The organism is Pseudomonas sp. 67(2021) (genome assembly GCF_017491835.1).
In the GTDB taxonomy this organism is placed as follows: domain Bacteria; phylum Pseudomonadota; class Gammaproteobacteria; order Pseudomonadales; family Pseudomonadaceae; genus Aquipseudomonas; species Aquipseudomonas atacamensis.
Map to the genome: position 1 here is coordinate 54862 of NZ_JAFGYL010000008.1, position 20199 is coordinate 75060.

General features: G+C 58.9%; 16 protein-coding genes. 11 read left to right on the forward strand and 5 right to left on the reverse strand.

All coding sequences use genetic code 11. The features are described from left to right. Window positions 1–56 precede the first annotated feature (56 nt). Complete coding sequence (locus tag J5M66_RS12630; RefSeq protein ID WP_122698197.1) at window positions 57–1559, forward strand: ATPase domain-containing protein; 1503 nt, start codon at window positions 57–59, stop codon at window positions 1557–1559. Next, window positions 1556–3226: an ATP-binding protein gene (locus tag J5M66_RS12635; RefSeq protein ID WP_160769343.1), complete on the forward strand. Its 1671-nt coding sequence runs from the start codon at window positions 1556–1558 to the stop codon at window positions 3224–3226. Before J5M66_RS12630 ends, J5M66_RS12635 begins: the two co-directional genes overlap by 4 nt. 91 nt (window positions 3227–3317) lie before the next feature. Here J5M66_RS12635 and J5M66_RS12640 read toward each other — a convergent pair whose 3' ends face one another. The 5 genes from J5M66_RS12640 to J5M66_RS12660 are packed head-to-tail and all read right to left on the reverse strand — an operon-like array spanning window position 3318 to window position 9844. Next, window positions 3318–3695, reverse strand: a complete 378-nt coding sequence (locus J5M66_RS12640) for a response regulator (RefSeq protein ID WP_016774860.1) — start codon at window positions 3693–3695, stop codon at window positions 3318–3320. 44 nt (window positions 3696–3739) lie between these two features. Then, a complete protein-coding gene (locus J5M66_RS12645) occupies window positions 3740–4954 on the reverse strand; it encodes a hybrid sensor histidine kinase/response regulator (protein ID WP_016774861.1) in 1215 nt (404 codons plus the stop codon). Beyond that, on the reverse strand, window positions 4948–5541 hold the full coding sequence (locus J5M66_RS12650) for a chemotaxis protein CheB (RefSeq protein WP_024013083.1): 594 nt from the start codon (window positions 5539–5541) through the stop codon (window positions 4948–4950). The genes J5M66_RS12645 and J5M66_RS12650 overlap by 7 nt, the downstream gene beginning before the upstream one ends. Further along, window positions 5538–6371, reverse strand: coding sequence for a protein-glutamate O-methyltransferase CheR (locus J5M66_RS12655; RefSeq protein ID WP_016774863.1), 834 nt, complete (start codon window positions 6369–6371; stop codon window positions 5538–5540). Before J5M66_RS12655 ends, J5M66_RS12650 begins: the two co-directional genes overlap by 4 nt. After that, on the reverse strand, window positions 6371–9844 hold the full coding sequence (locus J5M66_RS12660; RefSeq protein WP_122692507.1) for a response regulator: 3474 nt from the start codon (window positions 9842–9844) through the stop codon (window positions 6371–6373). The genes J5M66_RS12655 and J5M66_RS12660 overlap by 1 nt, the downstream gene beginning before the upstream one ends. 267 nt (window positions 9845–10111) lie before the next feature. Between J5M66_RS12660 and J5M66_RS12665 the strand changes: the two genes are divergently transcribed. The 9 genes from J5M66_RS12665 (at window position 10112) to J5M66_RS12705 (ending at window position 20148) form a co-directional block, all read left to right on the forward strand. After that, window positions 10112–10471, forward strand: a complete 360-nt coding sequence (locus J5M66_RS12665) for a response regulator (protein WP_016774866.1) — start codon at window positions 10112–10114, stop codon at window positions 10469–10471. A gap of 118 nt (window positions 10472–10589) precedes the next feature. After that, on the forward strand, window positions 10590–11894 hold the full coding sequence (locus tag J5M66_RS12670; protein WP_123442389.1) for a glycosyltransferase: 1305 nt from the start codon (window positions 10590–10592) through the stop codon (window positions 11892–11894). 98 nt (window positions 11895–11992) lie between these two features. Beyond that, entirely contained in the window at window positions 11993–12856 is an 864-nt protein-coding gene (locus J5M66_RS12675) for a phospholipase (protein WP_123442388.1), read from the forward strand. A gap of 88 nt (window positions 12857–12944) precedes the next feature. Further along, window positions 12945–13850: an AraC family transcriptional regulator gene (locus J5M66_RS12680; protein WP_123442387.1), complete on the forward strand. Its 906-nt coding sequence runs from the start codon at window positions 12945–12947 to the stop codon at window positions 13848–13850. 342 nt (window positions 13851–14192) lie between these two features. Then, window positions 14193–15503: a sugar ABC transporter substrate-binding protein gene (locus J5M66_RS12685; RefSeq protein WP_123442386.1), complete on the forward strand. Its 1311-nt coding sequence runs from the start codon at window positions 14193–14195 to the stop codon at window positions 15501–15503. Window positions 15504–15659: 156 nt separating this feature from the next. After that, the gene (locus J5M66_RS12690) at window positions 15660–16586 is read left to right on the forward strand and encodes a sugar ABC transporter permease (protein ID WP_041480415.1); all 927 of its coding nucleotides are present in this window, start codon (window positions 15660–15662) and stop codon (window positions 16584–16586) included. Window positions 16587–16594: 8 nt separating this feature from the next. Continuing rightward, the gene (locus J5M66_RS12695) at window positions 16595–17425 is read left to right on the forward strand and encodes a carbohydrate ABC transporter permease (RefSeq protein ID WP_016774872.1); all 831 of its coding nucleotides are present in this window, start codon (window positions 16595–16597) and stop codon (window positions 17423–17425) included. A 131-nt stretch (window positions 17426–17556) separates the two neighbouring features. After that, on the forward strand, window positions 17557–18660 hold the full coding sequence (ugpC, locus tag J5M66_RS12700; protein WP_073476158.1) for a sn-glycerol-3-phosphate ABC transporter ATP-binding protein UgpC: 1104 nt from the start codon (window positions 17557–17559) through the stop codon (window positions 18658–18660). 15 nt (window positions 18661–18675) lie between these two features. Then, window positions 18676–20148 (forward strand): mannitol dehydrogenase family protein, encoded by a 1473-nt coding sequence (locus J5M66_RS12705; protein WP_207808875.1) that lies wholly within the window; start codon window positions 18676–18678, stop codon window positions 20146–20148. Window positions 20149–20199: the final 51 nt, after the last annotated feature.

A 20199-nucleotide genomic window follows, 5' to 3' on the forward strand; every position in this document is an offset into this window, starting at 1 on the left:
TCAGGCGGCTCACTTAAGCCAGCCGCCGGATTACCCTAGTCATAAGAGGGCGTTTTTTGACTACATCAAACGAGTTGATCAGTGCAAAGGCCGCCGTCGGCATTGTAGGTCTGGATGACATCCTTGCCGGTGGCCTGTCTCGCGGCCATGTGTTTTTGCTCGAGGGGGAACCCGGAACCGGCAAAACCACCGTGGCTTTGCATTTCCTCCGCGCCGGTGCGCTGGCCGGGGAACGCTGCTTGTACATCACTCTCTCGGAAACCGAGAAAGAACTGCGTCAAGGTGCGCTCTCCCACGGCTGGGAGCTGAACGAAAACATCAAGATCTTCGAGCTGACACCGCCGGAAAGCCTGCTCAATGCCGAACACCAGCAAAGTCTGCTGTATTCCTCGGACCTTGAACTGGGCGAGGCGACCAGGCAGATTTTCGAAGTGGTCGAACGCTTCAAACCGACCCGTGTAGTGCTCGACAGCCTTTCGGAGATCCGTCTGCTGGCGCAGAGCTCGTTGCGCTATCGTCGGCAGATTCTGGCGATCAAGCATTACTTCGTGCGCTACGACGCCACCGTCCTGCTGCTCGATGACCTGACCACCGAATCCCTCGACAAGACCGTGCACAGTGTCGCCCACGGCGTGATTCGCCTTGAAGAGCTGACGCCAAGCTACGGCGCCGAGCGTCGTCGGGTACGAGTGGTCAAGTATCGCGGGCAGAAATACCGTGGCGGTTTCCACGATTTCACCATCATGGGCGACGGCGTCCATGTTTTCCCACGCCTGGTAGCGGCGGAACATCGCGGCGACTACGCGCGGCTGCAGTTGTCCAGCGGCATCCCGCAAATGGACGCCCTGCTCGGCGGCGGCATCGAAACCGGCTCCAGCACGCTGATTCTCGGCCCGGCCGGTACCGGCAAATCAATGATTTCGATGATCTTCGCCGCCGCAGCGGTGGCCCGAGGCGAAAAAGCCGCGCTGTTCATTTTCGATGAAGAGCTGGGCCTGCTGCTCGAACGAATGCGTCATCTCGGCATAGACCTCAAAGCCTTGCAGGCCACCGGTAATCTGCTGATCGAACAAGTAGACGCCGCCGAATTGTCTCCCGGTGAGTTGTCCCATCGCGTGCGCCGCTGCGTCGATGAGCTGGGTATCAAAACCGTGGTGATCGACAGCATCAATGGCTATCAGGCAGCGATGCCGGAAGAAAACGCGCTGGTGCTGCACATGCACGAGCTGCTGCTGTACCTTAACCGCAAAGGCGCGGCGACTTTCATGACGGTCGCCCAGCACGGTCTGGTGGGCGATATGCAGGCGCCTGTCGATATCACTTACCTGGCCGACACGGTGATTCTGTTGCGCTACTTCGAAGCCCTCGGCAAAGTCCGCCGGGCGATCTCGATTATCAAGAAACGTACCGGCAACCACGAGTCGACCATCCGTGAATACCGGATCTCCTCGCGTGGCATGACCATCGGCCAACCGCTGGAATCCTTCCAGGGCGTGCTGCGTGGCGTGCCGACCTACATGGGAGCGAGCAATCCATTGCTTGAGGATGAAAGCTTGTGACGGTCAACACGCCGTTGGCCGAGCGGGTGCTGGTGCTGGCGCCCATGGGTCGCGACAGCCAGATCGCGTTGATGATTCTCAACGAAGCCGGTTACGGCGGCATGGTGGCGCCGAATCTCGCCGCTCTGTGCACCGAACTGGAGGTCGGCGCCGGATTGCTGCTGATTGCTGCTGAGGCGTTGCGCGGACCGGAACTGGAAGGGCTTATCGCCTACCTTGACCAGCAGCCCGCTTGGTCGGACATGCCCATCGTGCTGCTGACTCATCATGGCGGCGATGAACAAGGGCCGCCGTCGCGTCTCAGCACCCTGCTCGGCAACGTGACTTTTCTCGAGCGCCCCTTCCATCCCGCGACGCTGGTCAGTCTGGTCTCCGCCGCCCTGCGTGGGCGGCGACGACAATATGAAGCGCGCGATCGGCTGATCGACCTGAGTGAAAGCGAACGACGCCTGCAATCAACTCTGGAAACCCTCGAGCAACAGGTTGAAGAGCGCACCGCACAGCTTCGCCACAACGAAGAAGCGCTGCGCCAATCGCAGAAAATGGAAGCGGTCGGCCAACTCACTGGCGGCATCGCTCACGACTTCAACAATATGCTCACCGGCATCATCGGTAGCCTGGAACTGCTGCGCCGACGTCTGGCCCGGGGCCGCACCGAAGACCTCGACAGTCTGATCGATCTAGGCGTGACCTCCGCCAACCGCGCCGCCGGCCTGACTCACCGCTTGTTGGCGTTCTCCCGCCGGCAATCGCTCGACCCGAAAGCCGTGCAGATGAACACGCTGGTGCTGTCGATGGGCGAGCTGCTGCAACGCAGCCTCAATGAAAGCATTCATCTGGAAATGCGCCTGGACGACAACCTCTGGGTTGCCGAGGCCGATCCCAATCAACTCGAAAGCGCCCTGCTCAACCTGGTAATCAACGCCCGCGATGCGATGCCCGAGGGCGGCAAACTGGTGGTGGAAACCAGCAATCAGGTCCTTCACCGCGATTTTACCGCGGCTTACAGCAATCTGGAGCCGGGCGATTACGTGATGCTCAGCGTCACTGACAATGGCAGCGGCATGCCGCAGAGCGTCGTCAGCCGTGCGTTCGATCCGTTTTTTACTACCAAGCCGATCGGCCAGGGCACCGGCCTCGGACTGTCGATGATCTATGGCTTCAGCAAGCAGTCGCGCGGGCATGTGTCGATCGACAGTGAAATCGATGAAGGCACCACGGTAAAACTCTACCTGCCGCGTTTCCGTGGTGAAGAAGTGGAAATTCCCGTCTCGGATTCGCAGCAGGCTCCGTATGCGATGGATGGCGAAACCGTACTCATCGTCGAAGACGATCCGGCAGTGCGCGTGTTGGTCAGCGCCGTGCTCAGTGAGTTGGGTTATGCGTTCGTGGAGGCCGGTGATGCCGACGGCGCCATGCCGATTCTCAACTCGACGCAACGCATCGACCTGCTGATCAGCGATGTTGGCCTACCGGGGATGAACGGTCGTCAACTGGCGGAGGTTGGTCGGCAATACCGGCCAGGTCTGAAAGTGTTGTTCATCACCGGTTATGCCGAGCACGCGGCGGTGCGCGGTGGCTTTCTCGACTCGGGAATGCAGATGATCACCAAGCCCTTCACCTTTGATCTGCTCACCGCCAAGGTGCGCGAGATGATCAATAGCTGAATCTACAGGAGCTGCCGAAGGCTGCGATCTTTTGACCTTGATCTATAAAAAGCAAAATCAAAAGATCGCAGCCTTCGGCAGCTCCAACATATCAGGCCAGCAATTCCTGAATCTTTTCCTGCAACACATCCAGATCGAACGGTTTTTCCAGGATCGGTGCCTTGCTGGTGATCGGGCTGCCGGTTTCACGGATTTCCTGCGGGTAGCCGCTGATGAAAATCACTTTGAGGTCCGGTCGCAGCTTCACTGCCGGCTCGGCGATCTGCACGCCGGAGATCCCGCCCGGCAGGCGGAAATCGGTAATCAGCATGTCCAGGTGAGGTTTGCTGGCGAGGATCTCGAAAGCCTGCTCGCCATTTTCCGCTTGCAACACGCGATAGCCCTGCCCTGACAGGTAATCCGTCAGGACCATCAAGATAACCGGTTCGTCTTCGACGACGAGTACTACATCTTGCGCATCTACGCTCATGGGAAGCCTTTGTTCGGTCAATAGCTGCTGATACGACCGTGTGGTCACTCAGAGGTTGCGTCGGATATGCCGTTTTCCTGGATCGGCAGACAAACGCGAAACAGGGCGCCTTCGTTGATTTCACTCTCGACGACGATGGAGCCGCCATGGGCGGCGACGATCTGCTCGGAAATGAACAGACCCAGCCCGAGCCCGGCCACCACCGTCTTGGCGGACACCCGTTCGAACTGCTGAAAAATACGCTTCTGGTTCTCGGCGCTGATGCCGATGCCGTGATCCTGGACCTCGACCCGAGCCTCGTCAGCTTCGCGATAGACGCGCACCTGAATCGGGCTGCGACCGCCGTAACGCAAGGCGTTGGTCAGCAGATTGGACACCACTTGCTCGATGCGGAACTCGTCCCAGCAACCTTCGACCGGCTCGGACGCCTCAAAGGAAACGCTGGTTTCCGCCGCTTCCATTTGCGGTGCAAAATTTTGCAGCAGATTGCTGACCAGTTGCACCAGATCGAAACGACTCGGGCGGATCGACAGTTTGCCGGTGCGGATTCGCGAGACATCGAGCATGTCTTCGATCAGGCGAATCAGACTTTTGATCTGCCGCTCATCGCGATCGACCATCGCCTGCATCTTGTCGAGGGTGAACGCCGCGGCGTTGTCCCGGGCCAGGTGCATCTTGCGCAGCTGGGTTTCAAGGATCAGGCCATTGAGCGGTGTACGCACCTCGTGGGCAACGATGGACATGAAGTCATCGCGCATGCGCACCGCTTGTTCCAGCTCAAGCTGCGTGCTTTGCAGCTGTTGCAGCAGCGCTTCCTGCTCGCGTCGGGCCTGCTCCAGCGCCTCGACCTGCTGTTTCATGGCCTTGCTCTGGCGATACAGATCAACGAAAACGTTGACCTTGCTCTTCACCGCATGAATGTCCAACGGCTTGTGCAGGAAGTCCACCGCACCGCTTTCGTAGCCCTTGAACGCGTAGTTGAGTTCACGGCCAGCGGCGCTGACGAAAATGATCGGAATGTTCTTGGTCTTCTCGGTGCCGCGCATCAACTCGGCCAGTTCGAAGCCGTTCATGCCCGGCATCTGCACGTCGAGAATGGCCATGGCGAATTCGTGTTGCAGCAATAGCGACAGTGCCTCGTCCGCCGACAGAGCCTTGTAGACCGTGCGATCCTCGCGCTTGATCAGCGCTTCCAGCGCCAGCAGGTTTTCTGGCAGATCGTCAACGATCAACAGTTTGGCTTGGATATTACTCAGCATGCGATTCGTTCCAGCTCGACTAGCAGACGGCCGATGCCGTGAATGGGTAGGACATGATCCGGCTGCAGAACGTTCAGTGCAGCCTGGGGCATGGTGGCGACTTGTGCATCATCGGGGTCTTGAACAATGGTCAGGCCGCCGCAGCGCTTGACGCAGGCCAGCCCGCGCGCGCCATCCTGATTGGCGCCGGTCAGCAGCACGGCGGCGAGTGTCTCGCGGTAAACGTCAGCGGCCGATTCAAACAGGTAATCAATAGACGGCCGCGAATGATGTACGCGGTCCTCCAGGCTCAGCGACAGGCTGCGATCCGCTTCGACCGACAAGTGATAACCGGGCGTGGCGAAATACACCGTGCCGGCTTCAATGTCCTGCTTGTCTTCAGCTTCCTTGACCGGCATCGCCACACGGCGGGAGAACACTTCGGCCAGATGACTGCGGCGCTCTTCCGGCAGATGCAGAACGATGATGATCGGCAGCACATAGCCTTTGCGTAATGGCCCGAGCAGGGTCAGCAACGCCTCGACACCGCCTGCGGAGGCGCCGATCACGACGGCCTCGATGCGAGGCAGGCTCGGGGTGTCGTTCATGATTTGCGGTAGATCCGTTCTTGTTTGACCAACGCCTCGAACTGGTTCGAATAGTTGGAAAAATCCAGGGTTTCCTTGCTGCCCAGCACCAGAAAGCCGCGATGCGACAACGATTCATGGAACAGACCGAACGCCCGGTCCTGCAACTTCTTGTTGAAATAGATCAGCACGTTGCGGCAGGAAATCAACTGGGTTTCGGAGAACACGCTGTCGGTGGCCAGGCTGTGGTCGGCGAACGTCACGTTCTCGCACAGGCTCTTGTCGAAAATCGCGTAGCCATAGGCTGCCGTGTAGTAATCGGCAAACGAACGCTGACCGCCGGCCTGCTGATAGTTGGCAGTGTAGGCGCGGACGTTTTCCATGGAGAAAATCCCTTGCTTGGCCTTCTCCAGCGAGCGCGGGTTGATGTCGGTGGCGTAGATGATCGTGCGGTCGAGCAGGCCTTCTTCGCGCAGCAGGATCGCCATCGAATAGACCTCCTCGCCCGTGCTGCATCCGGCAATCCAGATCTTCAGCGACGGATAGGTACGCAGCAGCGGCACCACTTCGTTGCGGATCGCCAGGAAGTGCGACGGATCGCGGAACATCTCGCTGACCGGGATCGTCAGCAGTTGCAGCAGCTGCATGAACGCGGTCGGGTCGTGCAGGACTTTTTCTTGCAGGGCCGAGATGGTCGCGCACTCGAACTGACTCAGCGCGTGCTGCACCCGGCGCTTGATCGAAGCGCCGGAGTAGTCGCGAAAGTCATAGCTGTATTTCAGGTAAATCGCCTCGATCAACAAGCGTAATTCGATTTCGCTGTTGCGCTCGGCTGAACTGCTGCGTTCCACTAGATGCGTTCCATTTTCGGTAACCACACACGTATCAGCGAGAACAGACGATCAAGGTCGATGGGCTTGGCCAGGTAATCGTTGGCGCCCGCTTGCAGGCAGCGCTCCTGATCGTCCTTCATGGCCTTGGCCGTCACCGCGATGATCGGCAGCTTGCGCCAGCGCGGATCCTTGCGGATTTCCATGGTGGCTTCGAAGCCATCCATTTCCGGCATCATCACGTCCATCAGCACCAGGTCGATGTCCTCGACTTCATGAAGTTTCTCAATCGCTTCGCGGCCATTACGGCCGATCACCACGACTGCGCCTTTGTGTTCCAGCGCGCTGGTCAGGGCGAAGATATTGCGCACATCGTCGTCCACCAGCAGCACTTTGCGACCTTCAAAGACCTTGTCGCGGCTGCGCGCGGTCTTGAGCATCTTCTGCCGTTCATGGGACAGCTGCGATTCGACTTTGTGCAGAAAGAGTGTGACCTCGTCGAGCAATCGCTCCGGGGAGCGTGCGCCCTTGATGATGATCGAGCGCGAATACTTGCGCAGTTCGGCCTCTTCGTCGCGGGTCAGGTTGCGTCCGGTATAAACGATGACCGGCGGGAACGAGCAGATGTCCTCGGTGGACATGCGCTTGAGCAGATCGTTGCCGAGCATGTCCGGCAGCTTGAGGTCGATGACCATGCAGTCGTAGATGGTCGTGCGCAGCAATTCCAGGGCGTCCTGGGCCAGGCCGACGGCAGTGATTTCGATGTCTTCGTCGCCAATCAGCCGCGCGATGCTTTCGCGTTGCAGATCGTCATCTTCGACCAGCAACACGCGTTTGACCTTCTGCGTCAGCTTGGCCTCGAGACGGGCGAACACATCCTTGAGCTCTTCGCGGGTGGTCGGCTTCACTGCGTAGCCGATCGCGCCCATGTGCATGGCCGCTTCGACGCGGTCTTCCACGGAAATCACGTGCACTGGAATGTGCCGGGTTTCGGCGCGTTCTTTCAGGCGTTGCAGCACGGTCAGACCGGAATGATCCGGCAGGCGCATGTCGAGCAGGATCGCATCCGGCACGAATTCGCGGGCCAGGTCGTAACCTTCGTCAGCGCCGTGGGCGACCAGACACATGTAGCCCAACTCATGGGCCAGGTCATAGAGGATACGGGCGAAGTTCGGTTCGTCCTCCACCACCAGAATGCAGCGGGTGGCGAACGGTGCCTTGTCGCGATCGTCGGCAAAGCGCGGGATAACTGCCGGAATCGCCGATGCGAGCGGAGCCGCAACAGCAACTGGCGCAGGCGTCACAGGTGCCGGGTGGAAGGTCAGTGGCGCGGCCGGCGTTTCACCGAATTCGTGATACTGACGCGGCAACACCAGCGTAAACGTGCTGCCCTGCCCCGGCACGCTGTCGACGCTGATCGAACCGCCCAGCAACGTCGCCAGATCCCGCGAGATTGACAGGCCCAGACCGGTGCCGCCGTATTTGCGATTGGTGGTGCCATCCGCCTGACGGAACGCCTCGAAGATACTTTCCTGCTGATCCGCGGCGATACCGATCCCGGAATCCTTGACGCTGAAGGCGATGTGATCGTTCGGCTGCGCGGTGATGCTCAGGCTGACGGCGCCGTGCTCGGTGAACTTGATCGCATTGGACAGCAGGTTCTTGATCACCTGCTCCAGACGCTGTCGGTCGGTGAACAGCAAGCCCGGTGCGTCCGGCTGAACCTCGACGCTGAAGGCCAGTTTCTTGTCCGCCGCCAAGGGTTCGAACATCGAGCGCAAGCCGTCGACCAGACGATCGACGCGGGTGTTTTCGGCAATCACTTCAAGCTTGCCGGCCTCGACCTTGGAAATGTCGAGAATGTCGTTGATCAGGTTGAGCAGATCGTTGCCGGCCGAATAGATCGATTCGGCAAACTTGACCTGTTCCGCCGACAGATTCTGCTGCGGGTTCTCCGCCAGCAGCTTGGCCAGAATCAGCGAACTGTTGAGCGGCGTGCGCAGTTCGTGGGACATGTTGGCGAGGAATTCGGATTTGTACTTGCTCGAGCGTTGCAGCTCTTCGGCACGCTCTTCGAGCTGGATCTGCGCCTGATTCAGCTCGGTGTTTTTCTTGTCCATCGCATCGCGCTGTTCGGCGAGCTGCTCGTTGGTCTGCTCCAGCTCCACTTGCTGGGTTTCCAGATGCGCCTGGGATTCCTTGAGAATCCGCGACTGTTCTTCCAGCTCTTCGTTGGCAGTCTTCAGCTCTTCCTGCTGCACTTGCAGCTCTTCATTGAGCTGCTGGGTTTCGGCGAGCACTTCCTGCAAGCGCTGACGGTAACGCGCCGCTTCGATCGAGGTGCCGATGTTGCCGGCAATCAGTTCCAGCAGTTCGATGTCGCGCTCGGACAGCGGACGCAGGAAGCCCAGTTCGATCACACCATTGACCCGATCATCATCGCTGGTCGGCACCACCAGCACACTGTGCGGCAGGCCTGCGCCGAGCCCGGAGCTGACTTTGAAATAGTCGCCCGGGACCGCGTCGAGACGGATCAGGCGTGCCTGTTCTGCCACTTGGCCGACGATACCTTCGCCGCTGTAGATCGTTTGATTGAGCTCTTCCTGCTCGCGGGAGAAACCATAAGTCGCCACGCGCTTGAGGCCGCCATGTTCTTCGCGCACATAAAGCGCGGCGACGGCAGTGCCGAGGTATTGCGCGCAGAATTGCAGAATGTTGCGCCCCAGCAGGTTCAGCGTCAGTTGACCCAACACCTGCTCGGCCAGTTGCGTCTGGCCGTTGCGCAGCCACGCCTGTTTCTCGAGGCGTTCGGCGCTGGCCAGTTGGGCGGCGAGGTTGGCGCTGTAGTTGGTCGACAGGTTGAGCAGATCACGGCGGCCGATGTAGGCCAGCAAACCGCTGATGCCAACGATGAAGATCAGGTAAAGGGTGATGCTCCAGATCGTCGTGCGGCGCACATCCTCATTGCGCGTGGCGCGCAGCACCTGCTCGGTCTCGATGACGTCCTCGAATTGCTTGCGGATTTCATCGGTCAGGCGCTTGCCCCGCCCGGCCTTGACCGCACCGCGATAGTCGCCACTGCTGCGCTGCAGATCGATCATAGACTGCGCGTAATTGGCCCACTCCACCTGCAAGGCTTGCAAACGGCGCAGGCGATCGGTCTGCACCGGATTATCGGCGGTCAGCTCCAGCAACGTATTGAGAGCGACCTCGATACGCGGCTTGGCAACTTCGTACGGGTCGAGAAAGTGCTCGTCACCGCTGAGCAGATAGCCGCGCATGCCGGTTTCCAGATCAACGGTGAGCTTCACCGCTTCATTGGCGTTATTGATCACCCGGTCGGTGTGCTCGACCCATTGGATGACCGACAGCAAATAAGTGATCAGCGAGACGAAGAACACGGCGCTGAGCACGCCAACGCCCAGCGGCAGGCTGACGTTGCGACTCAGAAGTTTGCGGAACCGTTGTTCATCAACCGAGGACGGAGAGGACATGGGGCAGCCTTGTCGAACTGTTGAAAACCCGAGAGTTTGCCCCAAAACCCCGCCATGGATCCATTTTTCTCACACAAATGATGGCATTTTCCTACACACGCCTGCGCATTGGACGACGCCAACGGTTATCCTTGCCGCACCGCACTGACCTGTTCTTTTTTGTATCAGCTCGGGAACTTGTGGCTATGCGCCACTTACTCATGCAAGAGTCCGGCAAAATTCGCTTGCCCGGTATCCCCCGATTTCATTTTTTCTGAGAGTCCTGCCATGTCTGCCAATGCCTCCACTATCCTTGTCGTAGAAGATGACGACATCGTGCGCATGCTCATCGTGGATGTGCTGGAGGAGCTGGAATTCACTGTGCTGGAGGCAGATGACGGTAAAGCGGCACTCAAGATTCTCGGGGACGCTGGCAAGCTGATCGATTTGATGATGACCGACCACGGCCTGCCTGGCATGGATGGCCGCGAACTTGCTGAAAAGGCGCGGGAGCTGCGCCCTGCTCTGCCCATCCTGTTTGCCAGCGGTTATGCCGAAACTATCGAAGTACCCGGCGACATGCATGTCATCGGCAAACCGTTTTCGATTGACCAGTTACGCGACAAGGTCAAATCCATACTGGAATAGTCCTGCACATCTACCGGCATTGGCTGGAACCCGAGCAATCGTGATCAACCGGCACTGGCGATGAGCACGCATCACTGTGGTTTAATTGCGCCCTTTTTTACGCGCCGAGAATCCAGTGATGTCCCACTCCGTTCCCACCAAAGTCCTGGTCATCGGCTACGTCTGGCCCGAGCCCCGCTCTTCGGCGGCCAGCGGGCATGTCATGCAGATTCTTGAAGCGTTCCTCGAGCAAGGCTGGGACATCACGTTCAGCAGCCCGGCCGGCCCGGGGGAACACAAAGCTGATCTGACGGCGCTGGGCATTTGCGAAGTGCCGATCGAACTCAACAACAGCAGCTTTGATACGTTCATCAGCGAGTTGGCGCCGGATATCGTGCTGTTCGATCAGTTCATGATGGAAGAACAGTTTGGCTGGCGGGTGGAGAAACACTGTCCGGACGCCCTGCGCATCCTGGAAACCTCCGACCTGCAAAGCCTGCGGCATGCGCGTCATCAGCGTCTGAAAGACCGGCTGAAAATCAACGACGAGCAGACTGATTTCACCGAACTGTTCGCACCGGCATTGCACGAAGAATTCCAGCTGATGGCGAGCACCGATCTGGCCAAACGGGAAATCGCTGCGCTGTACCGGTGTGATTTGAACCTGATGATTTCCGAAGTCGAGATCGACCTGCTGGTGGAGGAATTCGGCCTGCCTCGGCAAATCCTGCATTGGTGTCCGTTGATGATTGATCTTCCGGACACCGCCGCGCCAGGTTTCGAAGAGCGCGCGCATTTCCTCAGCATTGGCAACTTCCGTCACGCGCCAAACTGGGATGCCGTGCTCTGGATGAAGACCACGCTCTGGCCGCTGATCCGCGCGCGCTTGCCTCGCGCGCAACTGCATATCTATGGCGCCTATACGCCGCCCAAAGCCACCGCACTGCACAACCCTGTCCAAGGCTTTCACATCATGGACTGGGCCGAAGATGCGCTTGAAGTGATGTCAGCAGCACGAGTCTGCCTTGCGCCATTGCGCTTTGGCGCGGGAATCAAGGGCAAACTGGTCGACGCCATGCTCTGTGGCACGCCAAGCGTGACGACACCGATCGGCGCCGAAGCCATGCACGGCGATGCTCCTTGGCCGGGAGCCGTTGCCCTGGACGCAAACACCTTCGCCGAACAGGCCGTGCAACTGTACGAAGATCCAGCGCGCTGGCAGCAAGCGCAGATTCAGGCTTCGGCACTTTTGCAGCAACGTTATCAGCGCAGCGTACATGGCCCGCGTCTGATCAACCGGATAGCTGATTGCCGACAACACTTGGCACAACTTAGAAACGACAACTTCACCGGCGCCATGCTGCGACATCACACACTCAAAAGCACTCAATACATGGCTCAATGGATCGAAGCGAAAAACCAGTTGAATCCAACAGAGCGTTAATTACATGACTTGCATTAAAAGCGAACTTTCGCAATAACACGAACATGCCTATAAACATCCTGCGCGCAACTAATCAACCACTTCGCAGGATATGCAACATGGAAAACTTCGACGATATACCAACCCATCAATGGATGGCTGATTCACCACAAATCGATAATCTTTCGTTATTCGAAATGACCCTGCCCGGCGCGCACAACGCCGGCTGTGACTGGGAAGCTTCTTACGCCCTGATTCCCGGGAAAAACTGGCTTGCCTGCCAGGACGTTTCGTTTTATTCGCAGTTGAATCGCGGCGCTCGCGCACTTGATGTACGCCTTGTTTACAACAGCAAGGCGAAACAACTGGCGAGATTCCGTTTCCAGCACAATGGATTCAACTCTTCGCGAACGCTTGAAGACCTGATCAGAGACCTCAAGGGGTTTTATGAAAGAAGCCCGAACGAGTTTATCGTTCTGGACTTTCATGAACTTTCCAACGCTACAGATCCATTCAACCATGAGGAATTCAGAACAGCTTTGCTGGAGCACCTTGGGGAACGGATCATTCCCACCGAAAATCTGCACCTGACAATTGGCCAACTCAAAGCCATTGATCCATTGCAGCGCATTATGGTGGCTGCGCCGATGACCTGGGAAACCCTGGACTTCCGCTTTTATAGCCAGATCAATCACAAGTGGATCGGCAAATCACAGGTCAGCACCTCGGATCTTTATGGCTATATAGACAACGTACTGAGCACACCTGTCAGTACGCGCCGCCCGTGGTCGCTGTCGGCAACCAGTTACACACTCGGCGGGCCACAGCGAATCCTCGACAGTCTTGGCGAGTGGTTCGATCCGGAAAAATCCGATTGGGCGCGCAAGTGCAACATCATCAATTTCGACTTCATCAAGAATTCGAACATCGTGCGGTTCTGCCAAATGGCCAACTTGCAAAAGGCGCGCGACAAGCTCAGCTGAGCGGTCTCCACGGACGGCCGGTCAGAAGTGGCACAAATGGCAAAAAACGAGGCATGATCGCGCAGCGATAATAAAAAAGTGCCTCGTCATGACCCGAACCGCTCGCGTGACCGACCCTTCCTACGAGTTGATGGACGACCATAACGGCTTGTCCATCATCTACCGCCAGCACGGCTTCCCCTGCCCGCTGGTGCGCTGGCATTTTCACAAGGAATACGAACTGCACCTGATCGTTGCCAGTTCCGGCAAGGTGTTCATCGGCGATTACATCGGCAACTTTTATCCGGAAACCCTGTTTCTGACCGGTCCCAACCTGCCGCACAACTGGATCAGCCAGATCGCTGAAGATGAAGTGGTGGAGAAGCGCGACATGCTGGTCAACTTCACCGACGAATTGTTCGAGAGCGGCCACCAGGTGTTCGCTGAGCTGAAATCCCTGGCGCCACTGCTTGAGCGTGCGCAGTACGGCATCGAATTTCGTTGCAAGCGCACGATCCGTCAGGCCATGACGCTTATGCAGCGGATCGCCGACAGCACCGGCATCACCCGCCTCGGGCATTTTTTCATCCTGATGGAACTGCTCGCGGCCAGTGAGGATTACCTGTTGTTGTCCGGTGCCACCACGCCGCAACTGGCCGACGAACACAACATCGACCGCACCAACCGCGCGGTCGATTACATCTTCAGCCATTACGCCCGGGACATTTCACTGGAAGAAGTGGCCGAGCACCTGGGCATGACGCCGACCTATTTCAGCCGGGTATTCAAACAGGCCACCGGACGCAACTTCATCGAATTCGTCAATCGCCTGCGCATCAGCAAATCCTGTGAGCTGCTGGCCGATGGCGACAAACCTGTGACCGAGGTGTGCTTCGAGTCGGGCTTCAACAATATTTCCAACTTCAATCGACGCTTTCAGCAACTCAAGGGCATGACGCCGTCGCACTATCGACGGCTGGCGGTGCAGCGGCTGACTGAACAGAACCATCTCTGACGACACGCCAGCTGTGGGAGCGAGCCTGCTCGCGAAAGCGGTCTGTCAGTGAAAAATCCTGTGGCTGACACACCATCTTCGCGAGCAGGCTCGCTCCCACAAAAAACCGTGCCCCGGCTGGCGAAATCTGTACGCATTCGCTAACGGTCCCTCGCGCAAAACCCCTTCCCTGCGTTCCCCCGCCCAAACCCCAGTGCAAAAAAGTATCAACAAAAGTGCTAGGGATGATTTGTCAGCTCCGCCGTGGAAGGCTGTAATCAGCGCAGATTCTTCCTGCATTCGGAAGACACAAAAACAATAACTGTCCTTCTGCCCCGACGGGTGCCAGAAAAGGAGTGCACGATGCAACCCACTGCAAAAGCTCTGCTCGCTCTCACCTGCATGACCCTCAGCAGCGTCAGCCTTGGCGCCCAGACCCTGACCATCGCCACCGTCAACAACAGCGACATGATCCGCATGCAGAAACTCTCGAAAACCTTCGAGAGCGAGCATCCGGACATCAAGCTCAATTGGGTGGTGCTGGAAGAAAACGTCCTGCGTCAGCGCCTGACCACCGACATTGCCACACAGGGCGGCCAGTTCGACGTGTTGACCATCGGCATGTACGAAGCCGCACTCTGGGGCGGCAAGGGTTGGCTGGAGCCGATGAAGGACCTGCCGGCCAGTTACGCCCTCGACGATGTCTTCCCGTCGGTGCGCGAAGGCCTGTCGGTGAAGGGTTCGCTGTATGCGCTGCCGTTTTACGCGGAGAGTTCGATCACCTATTACCGCACCGACCTGTTCAAGGCAGCCGGGCTGACCATGCCGGAGCGTCCGACCTGGGAAGAGATCGCCGGGTTTGCGGAAAAGCTCACCCAGAAAGACAAAGAGCAGTACGGCATCTGCCTGCGCGGCAAGGCCGGTTGGGGCGAGAACATGGCGCTAGTCACCACGGTCGCCAATGCTTACGGCGCGCGCTGGTTCGATGAGCAGTGGAAACCGGAATTCAGCGGCCCGGAATGGAAAAACGCACTGAATTTCTACGTCGACACCATGAAGAAATCCGGCCCGCCGGGCGCGTCGAGCAACGGTTTCAACGAAAACCTCGCCCTGTTCAACAGCGGCAAATGCGCGATCTGGGTCGACGCCAGCGTCGCCGGCTCGTTCGTCACCGACAAGACCCAGAGCAAGGTCGCCGATAGCGTCGGTTTCACCTTCGCTCCGCATCAGGTCACGGATAAAGGCTCGGCGTGGTTGTATTCGTGGGCGCTGGCGATTCCGACCAGTTCCAAGGCCAAGGACGCAGCAAAAACCTTCAGCGCCTGGGCCACGTCCAAAGAGTACGGCGAACTGGTTGCCAAGACCGATGGCATCGCCAACGTGCCGCCGGGCACCCGCGCTTCGACCTACAGCGACGCGTACATGAACGCCGCGCCGTTTGCCAAGGTGACGCTGGAATCGCTGAAAGCAGCTGATCCGAGCAAGCCGACGCTGAAACCGGTGCCGTACATCGGCATTCAATTGGTGACCATTCCTGAATTCCAGGCAGTGGGCACCCAGGTCGGCAAGCTGTTCTCGGCGGCGCTGATCGGCCAGACCACGGTGGATCAGGCGCTGGCGGCTGCGCAGCAGACCACGGAACGCGAGATGAAGCGCGCGGGTTATCCCAAGTAAGCGCTGAGCGACTTGCTCCTGCCTCTTGTGGGAGCGAGCCTGCTCGCGAAGGCGTCGTGTCAGCCAACACACATGACACTGACCCAGCGCTTTCGCGAGCAGGCTCGCTCCCACATGGGGATCTCCATAGGTCTGTATGACTCGGTTGTGAATGCCATGAATACTTCAACTGCCAAAGCCCACATCGACCTGTCGCCACCGCAGCGCAAGCTGCGGGTGCGCAATCCCGGCTGGTTTCTGGTCAGCCCTTCGGTGGCGCTGTTGCTGCTGTGGATGATCGTGCCGCTGGGCATGACCCTGTACTTTTCGATGATCCGCTACAACCTGCTCTACCCCGGCGAAAACGAATTCGTCGGGCTGGAGAACTTCACCTATTTCCTCACCGATTCGGGCTTCATGCCCGGCGCCACCAATACGTTGTTGCTGGTAGGCAGCGTGTTACTGATCAGCGTGGTCTTCGGTGTGTTGATCAGCGCGTTGCTGGAGGCCAGCGAATTCCTTGGGCGCGGCCTGGTGAGGGTGATGCTGATCTCGCCGTTTTTCATCATGCCCACCGTCGGCGCATTGATCTGGAAGAACCTGATCTTCCATCCGGTCTCGGGGATCCTCGCCTACATCTGGAAGCTGTTCGGTGCGCAACCGGTGGACTGGCTGGCGCACTACCCGCTGTTGTCGATCATCATCATCGTTTCGTGGCAATGGCTGCCCTTCGCGATCCTGATTCTGATGACCGCCATGCAGTCGCTGGATCAGGAACAGAAAGAAGCCGCACGCCTGGACGGTGCCGGCCCGATCGCGATCTTCTGGCATCTGACCCTGCCGCACCTGGCGCGGCCGATTGCAGTGGTGGTGATGATCGAAACGATCTTCCTGCTCTCGGTGTTCGCCGAAATCTTCACCACCACCAACGGTGGCCCCGGCTACGCCTCGACCAACCTCGCCTACCTGATCTACAACCAGGCGCTGGTGCAGTTCGACGTCGGCATGGCCTCGGCGGGCGGTTTGATTGCCGTGGTCATCGCCAACATCGCCGCGATCATTCTGGTGCGGATGATCGGCAAAAACCTGACTGACAAAGCGTGAGGCCTGCCATGACCCTCCAACAATCCCGCCGCCTGCAAAGCCTGCTGCTCGGCACCCTGGCCTGGGCCATCGCGATCGTGATTTTCTTCCCGATCTTCTGGATGGTGATGACCAGTTTCAAGAGCGAAATCGACGCCTTTGCCACGCCGCCGCAGTTCATCTTCACGCCAACGCTGGAGAACTACCTGCACATCAACGAGCGCAGCGATTACTTCAGCTTCGCCTGGAACTCGGTGGTGATCTCGTTCAGCGCCACGGCCCTGTGCCTGTTGATCGCGGTGCCGGCGGCATACTCGATGGCGTTCTATGAAACCCAGCGCACCAAAGGCACGCTGCTGTGGATGCTCTCGACCAAGATGCTGCCGCCGGTGGGCGTGCTGATGCCGATCTACCTGCTGGCCAAGAGTTTCGGCCTGCTCGACACGCGCATTGCGCTGATCGTGATCTACACGCTGATCAACCTGCCGATCGTGGTCTGGATGGTTTACACCTACTTCAAGGACATCCCCAAAGACATCCTCGAAGCCGCCCGCCTCGACGGTGCGACGCTGTGGCAGGAAATGGTCCGCGTGCTGCTGCCGATCGCCAAGGGCGGCCTCGCCTCGACCGTGCTGCTGTCGCTGATCCTGTGCTGGAACGAGGCGTTCTGGTCGCTGAACCTGACCTCTTCGAATGCCGCACCACTGACCGCGTTGATCGCCTCGTATTCAAGCCCCGAAGGGTTGTTCTGGGCCAAGTTGTCGGCGGTCTCGACCCTGGCCTGTGCGCCGATTCTGATCTTTGGCTGGATCAGCCAGAAGCAACTGGTGCGCGGGCTGTCGTTTGGTGCCGTGAAGTGAACTGAAAAGCAAAAGATCGCAGCCTTCGGCAGCTCCTACATGGAATGTCGAATCGGTTTAAATCTCCTGTAGGAGCTGCCGCAGGCTGCGATCTTTTGATCTTGAAAAACAACAATGCGGAGGCCCATCTCATGGCCAACCTGAAAATCAAGAATCTGCAAAAAGGCTTCGAAGGCTTTTCCATCATCAAGGGCATCGACCTTGAAGTGAACGACAAGGAATTCGTGGTCTTCGTCGGCCCGTCGGGCTGCGGCAAATCCACCCTGCTGCGCCTGATCGCCGGCCTTGAAGAGGTCAGCGGCGGCACCATCGAACTCGATGGCCGCGACATCACTGAAGTCAGCCCGGCCAAGCGCGATCTGGCGATGGTGTTCCAGACCTACGCGCTGTACCCGCACATGACTGTGAAAAAGAACATGTCGTTCGCCCTCGATCTGGCCGGCGTGCCGAAAGCCGAAGTCGAGCGCAAGGTCGGCGAAGCGGCACGTATTCTTGAACTCGGGCCGATGCTCGAGCGCAAGCCGAAACAGCTCTCCGGCGGCCAACGCCAGCGCGTGGCGATCGGCCGCGCCATCGTGCGCAACCCGAAAATTTTCCTCTTCGATGAACCGCTGTCGAACCTCGACGCGGCGTTGCGCGTACAGATGCGTCTGGAATTGCTGCGCCTGCATAAAGACCTGCAAGCGACGATGATCTATGTGACCCACGACCAGGTCGAAGCGATGACCATGGCCGACAAAGTCGTGGTGCTCAATGGCGGCAGGATCGAGCAGGTCGGCTCGCCGCTGGACCTGTATCACAACCCGGCCAATCTGTTTGTCGCAGGCTTTCTCGGCACGCCGAAAATGGGTTTCCTCAAAGGCAAGATTGCCCGCATCGACGGCGCCAGCTGCGAAGTTTCGCTGGACGCCGGCACGCGCATCACCCTGCCGTTCAACGCCGCCAACCTCAGTGTCGGCAGCGCAGTCACGCTGGGTATTCGCCCTGAACACCTGGAGCTGGCGCAACCTGGCGACTGCACGCTGCAGGTGACTGCCGATGTCAGCGAACGCCTTGGCAGCGACACCTTCTGCCACGTCACCACCAGCGCCGGTGAAGCCCTGACCATGCGCGTGCGCGGCGATCTGGCCAGCCGTTATGGCGAGCAATTGAGCCTGCGTCTGGACCCGACTCACTGCCACCTGTTCGACGCTGAAGGTGTGGCGCTGACTCGCCCACTGCGCGCTGCCGCCTGATTTCGAGACTATCCGATGAAACTCAACCAACAGAACCTCAACCGCCTCGCCGCCGAAGTGCAACTGCCGGGCTACAACCTGAGCGACACACGCCAGGGCATCGCCCACATCGGCGTCGGCGGTTTCCACCGCGCGCATCAGGCGTATTACACCGATGCCTTGATGAACACTGGCGAAGCGCTGGACTGGGCAATCTGCGGCGTCGGCCTGCGCCCGGAAGATCGCCGTGCCCGCGATGATCTGCGCGAGCAGGATTACCTGTTCACTTTGTTTGAACTGGGCGACAGCGATGACACCGAAGTGCGCGTCATCGGCGCAATCCGCGACATGCTGCTGGCCGAAGATGGCGCGCAAACGCTGATCGACAAACTCGCCGAACCGCAGATCCGTATCGTCTCGCTGACCATCACCGAGGGCGGCTACTGCATCGACGACAGCAACGGCGAATTCATGGCGCATCTGCCGCAGATTCAACACGACCTCGCCCATCCCGAAACGCCGGGCACCGTGTTCGGCTTCCTTTGCGCCGCATTGGCCAAACGCCGGGCGGCGGGCGTTCCGGCATTCACTGTGATGTCCTGCGATAACCTGCCGCACAACGGCGCCGTCGCGCGCAAGGCGCTGCTGGCGTTCGCCTCGCTGCGTGATCCGCAATTGCGCGATTGGATCGACCAGAACGTCAGCTTCCCCAACGCCATGGTCGACCGCATCACGCCGATGACCAGCACCGCGCATCGTCTGCAACTGGCCGACAAACACGGCGTCGACGATGCCTGGCCGGTGGTCTGCGAACCGTTTGTGCAGTGGGTGCTGGAAGACAAATTCGTCAACGGCCGCCCGGCGTGGGAAAAGGTCGGCGTGCAGTTCACCGACGATGTATCGCCGTACGAAGAGATGAAAATCAAACTGCTCAACGGCAGTCACCTGGCGCTGACGTATCTGGGCTTTCTCAAGGGCTATCGCTTCGTCCACGAGACCATGAACGATCCGCTGTTCGTGCGGTACATGCGCGCTTATATGGATCTGGATGTCACGCCGCAGTTGGCGCCGGTGCCGGGCATTGATCTGAGCGAATACAAGGACACGCTGGTGGCGCGGTTTTCCAATCAGGCGATTGCCGATCAACTGGAGCGCGTGTGTTCGGATGGCTCGTCGAAGTTTCCCAAGTTCACCGTGCCGACGATCAATCGGCTGATTGCCGATGGCCGCGAGACCCAACGTGCGGCACTGGTAGTCGCGGCGTGGGCGCTGTATTTGAAGGGCATGGATGAGAATGGCGATACGTATTCGATTCCGGACCCGCGAGCGGCGTTCTGTCAGGGATTGGTAGCGGACGATGAGTTGATCACCGAGCGCCTGTTGGGCGTGGAAGAGATTTTCGGCACGGCGATACCGAAGTCGGCGGAGTTTGTTGCGGCATTCGAGTGGTGCTGCCAGAGTCTGCGCGAGGTTGGGGTTTCGCGGACTCTGGAACGGGTGCTCGGCTGAAAAGCCCCTCACCCTAGCCCTCTCCCGGAGGGAGAGGGAACCGACCGCGTG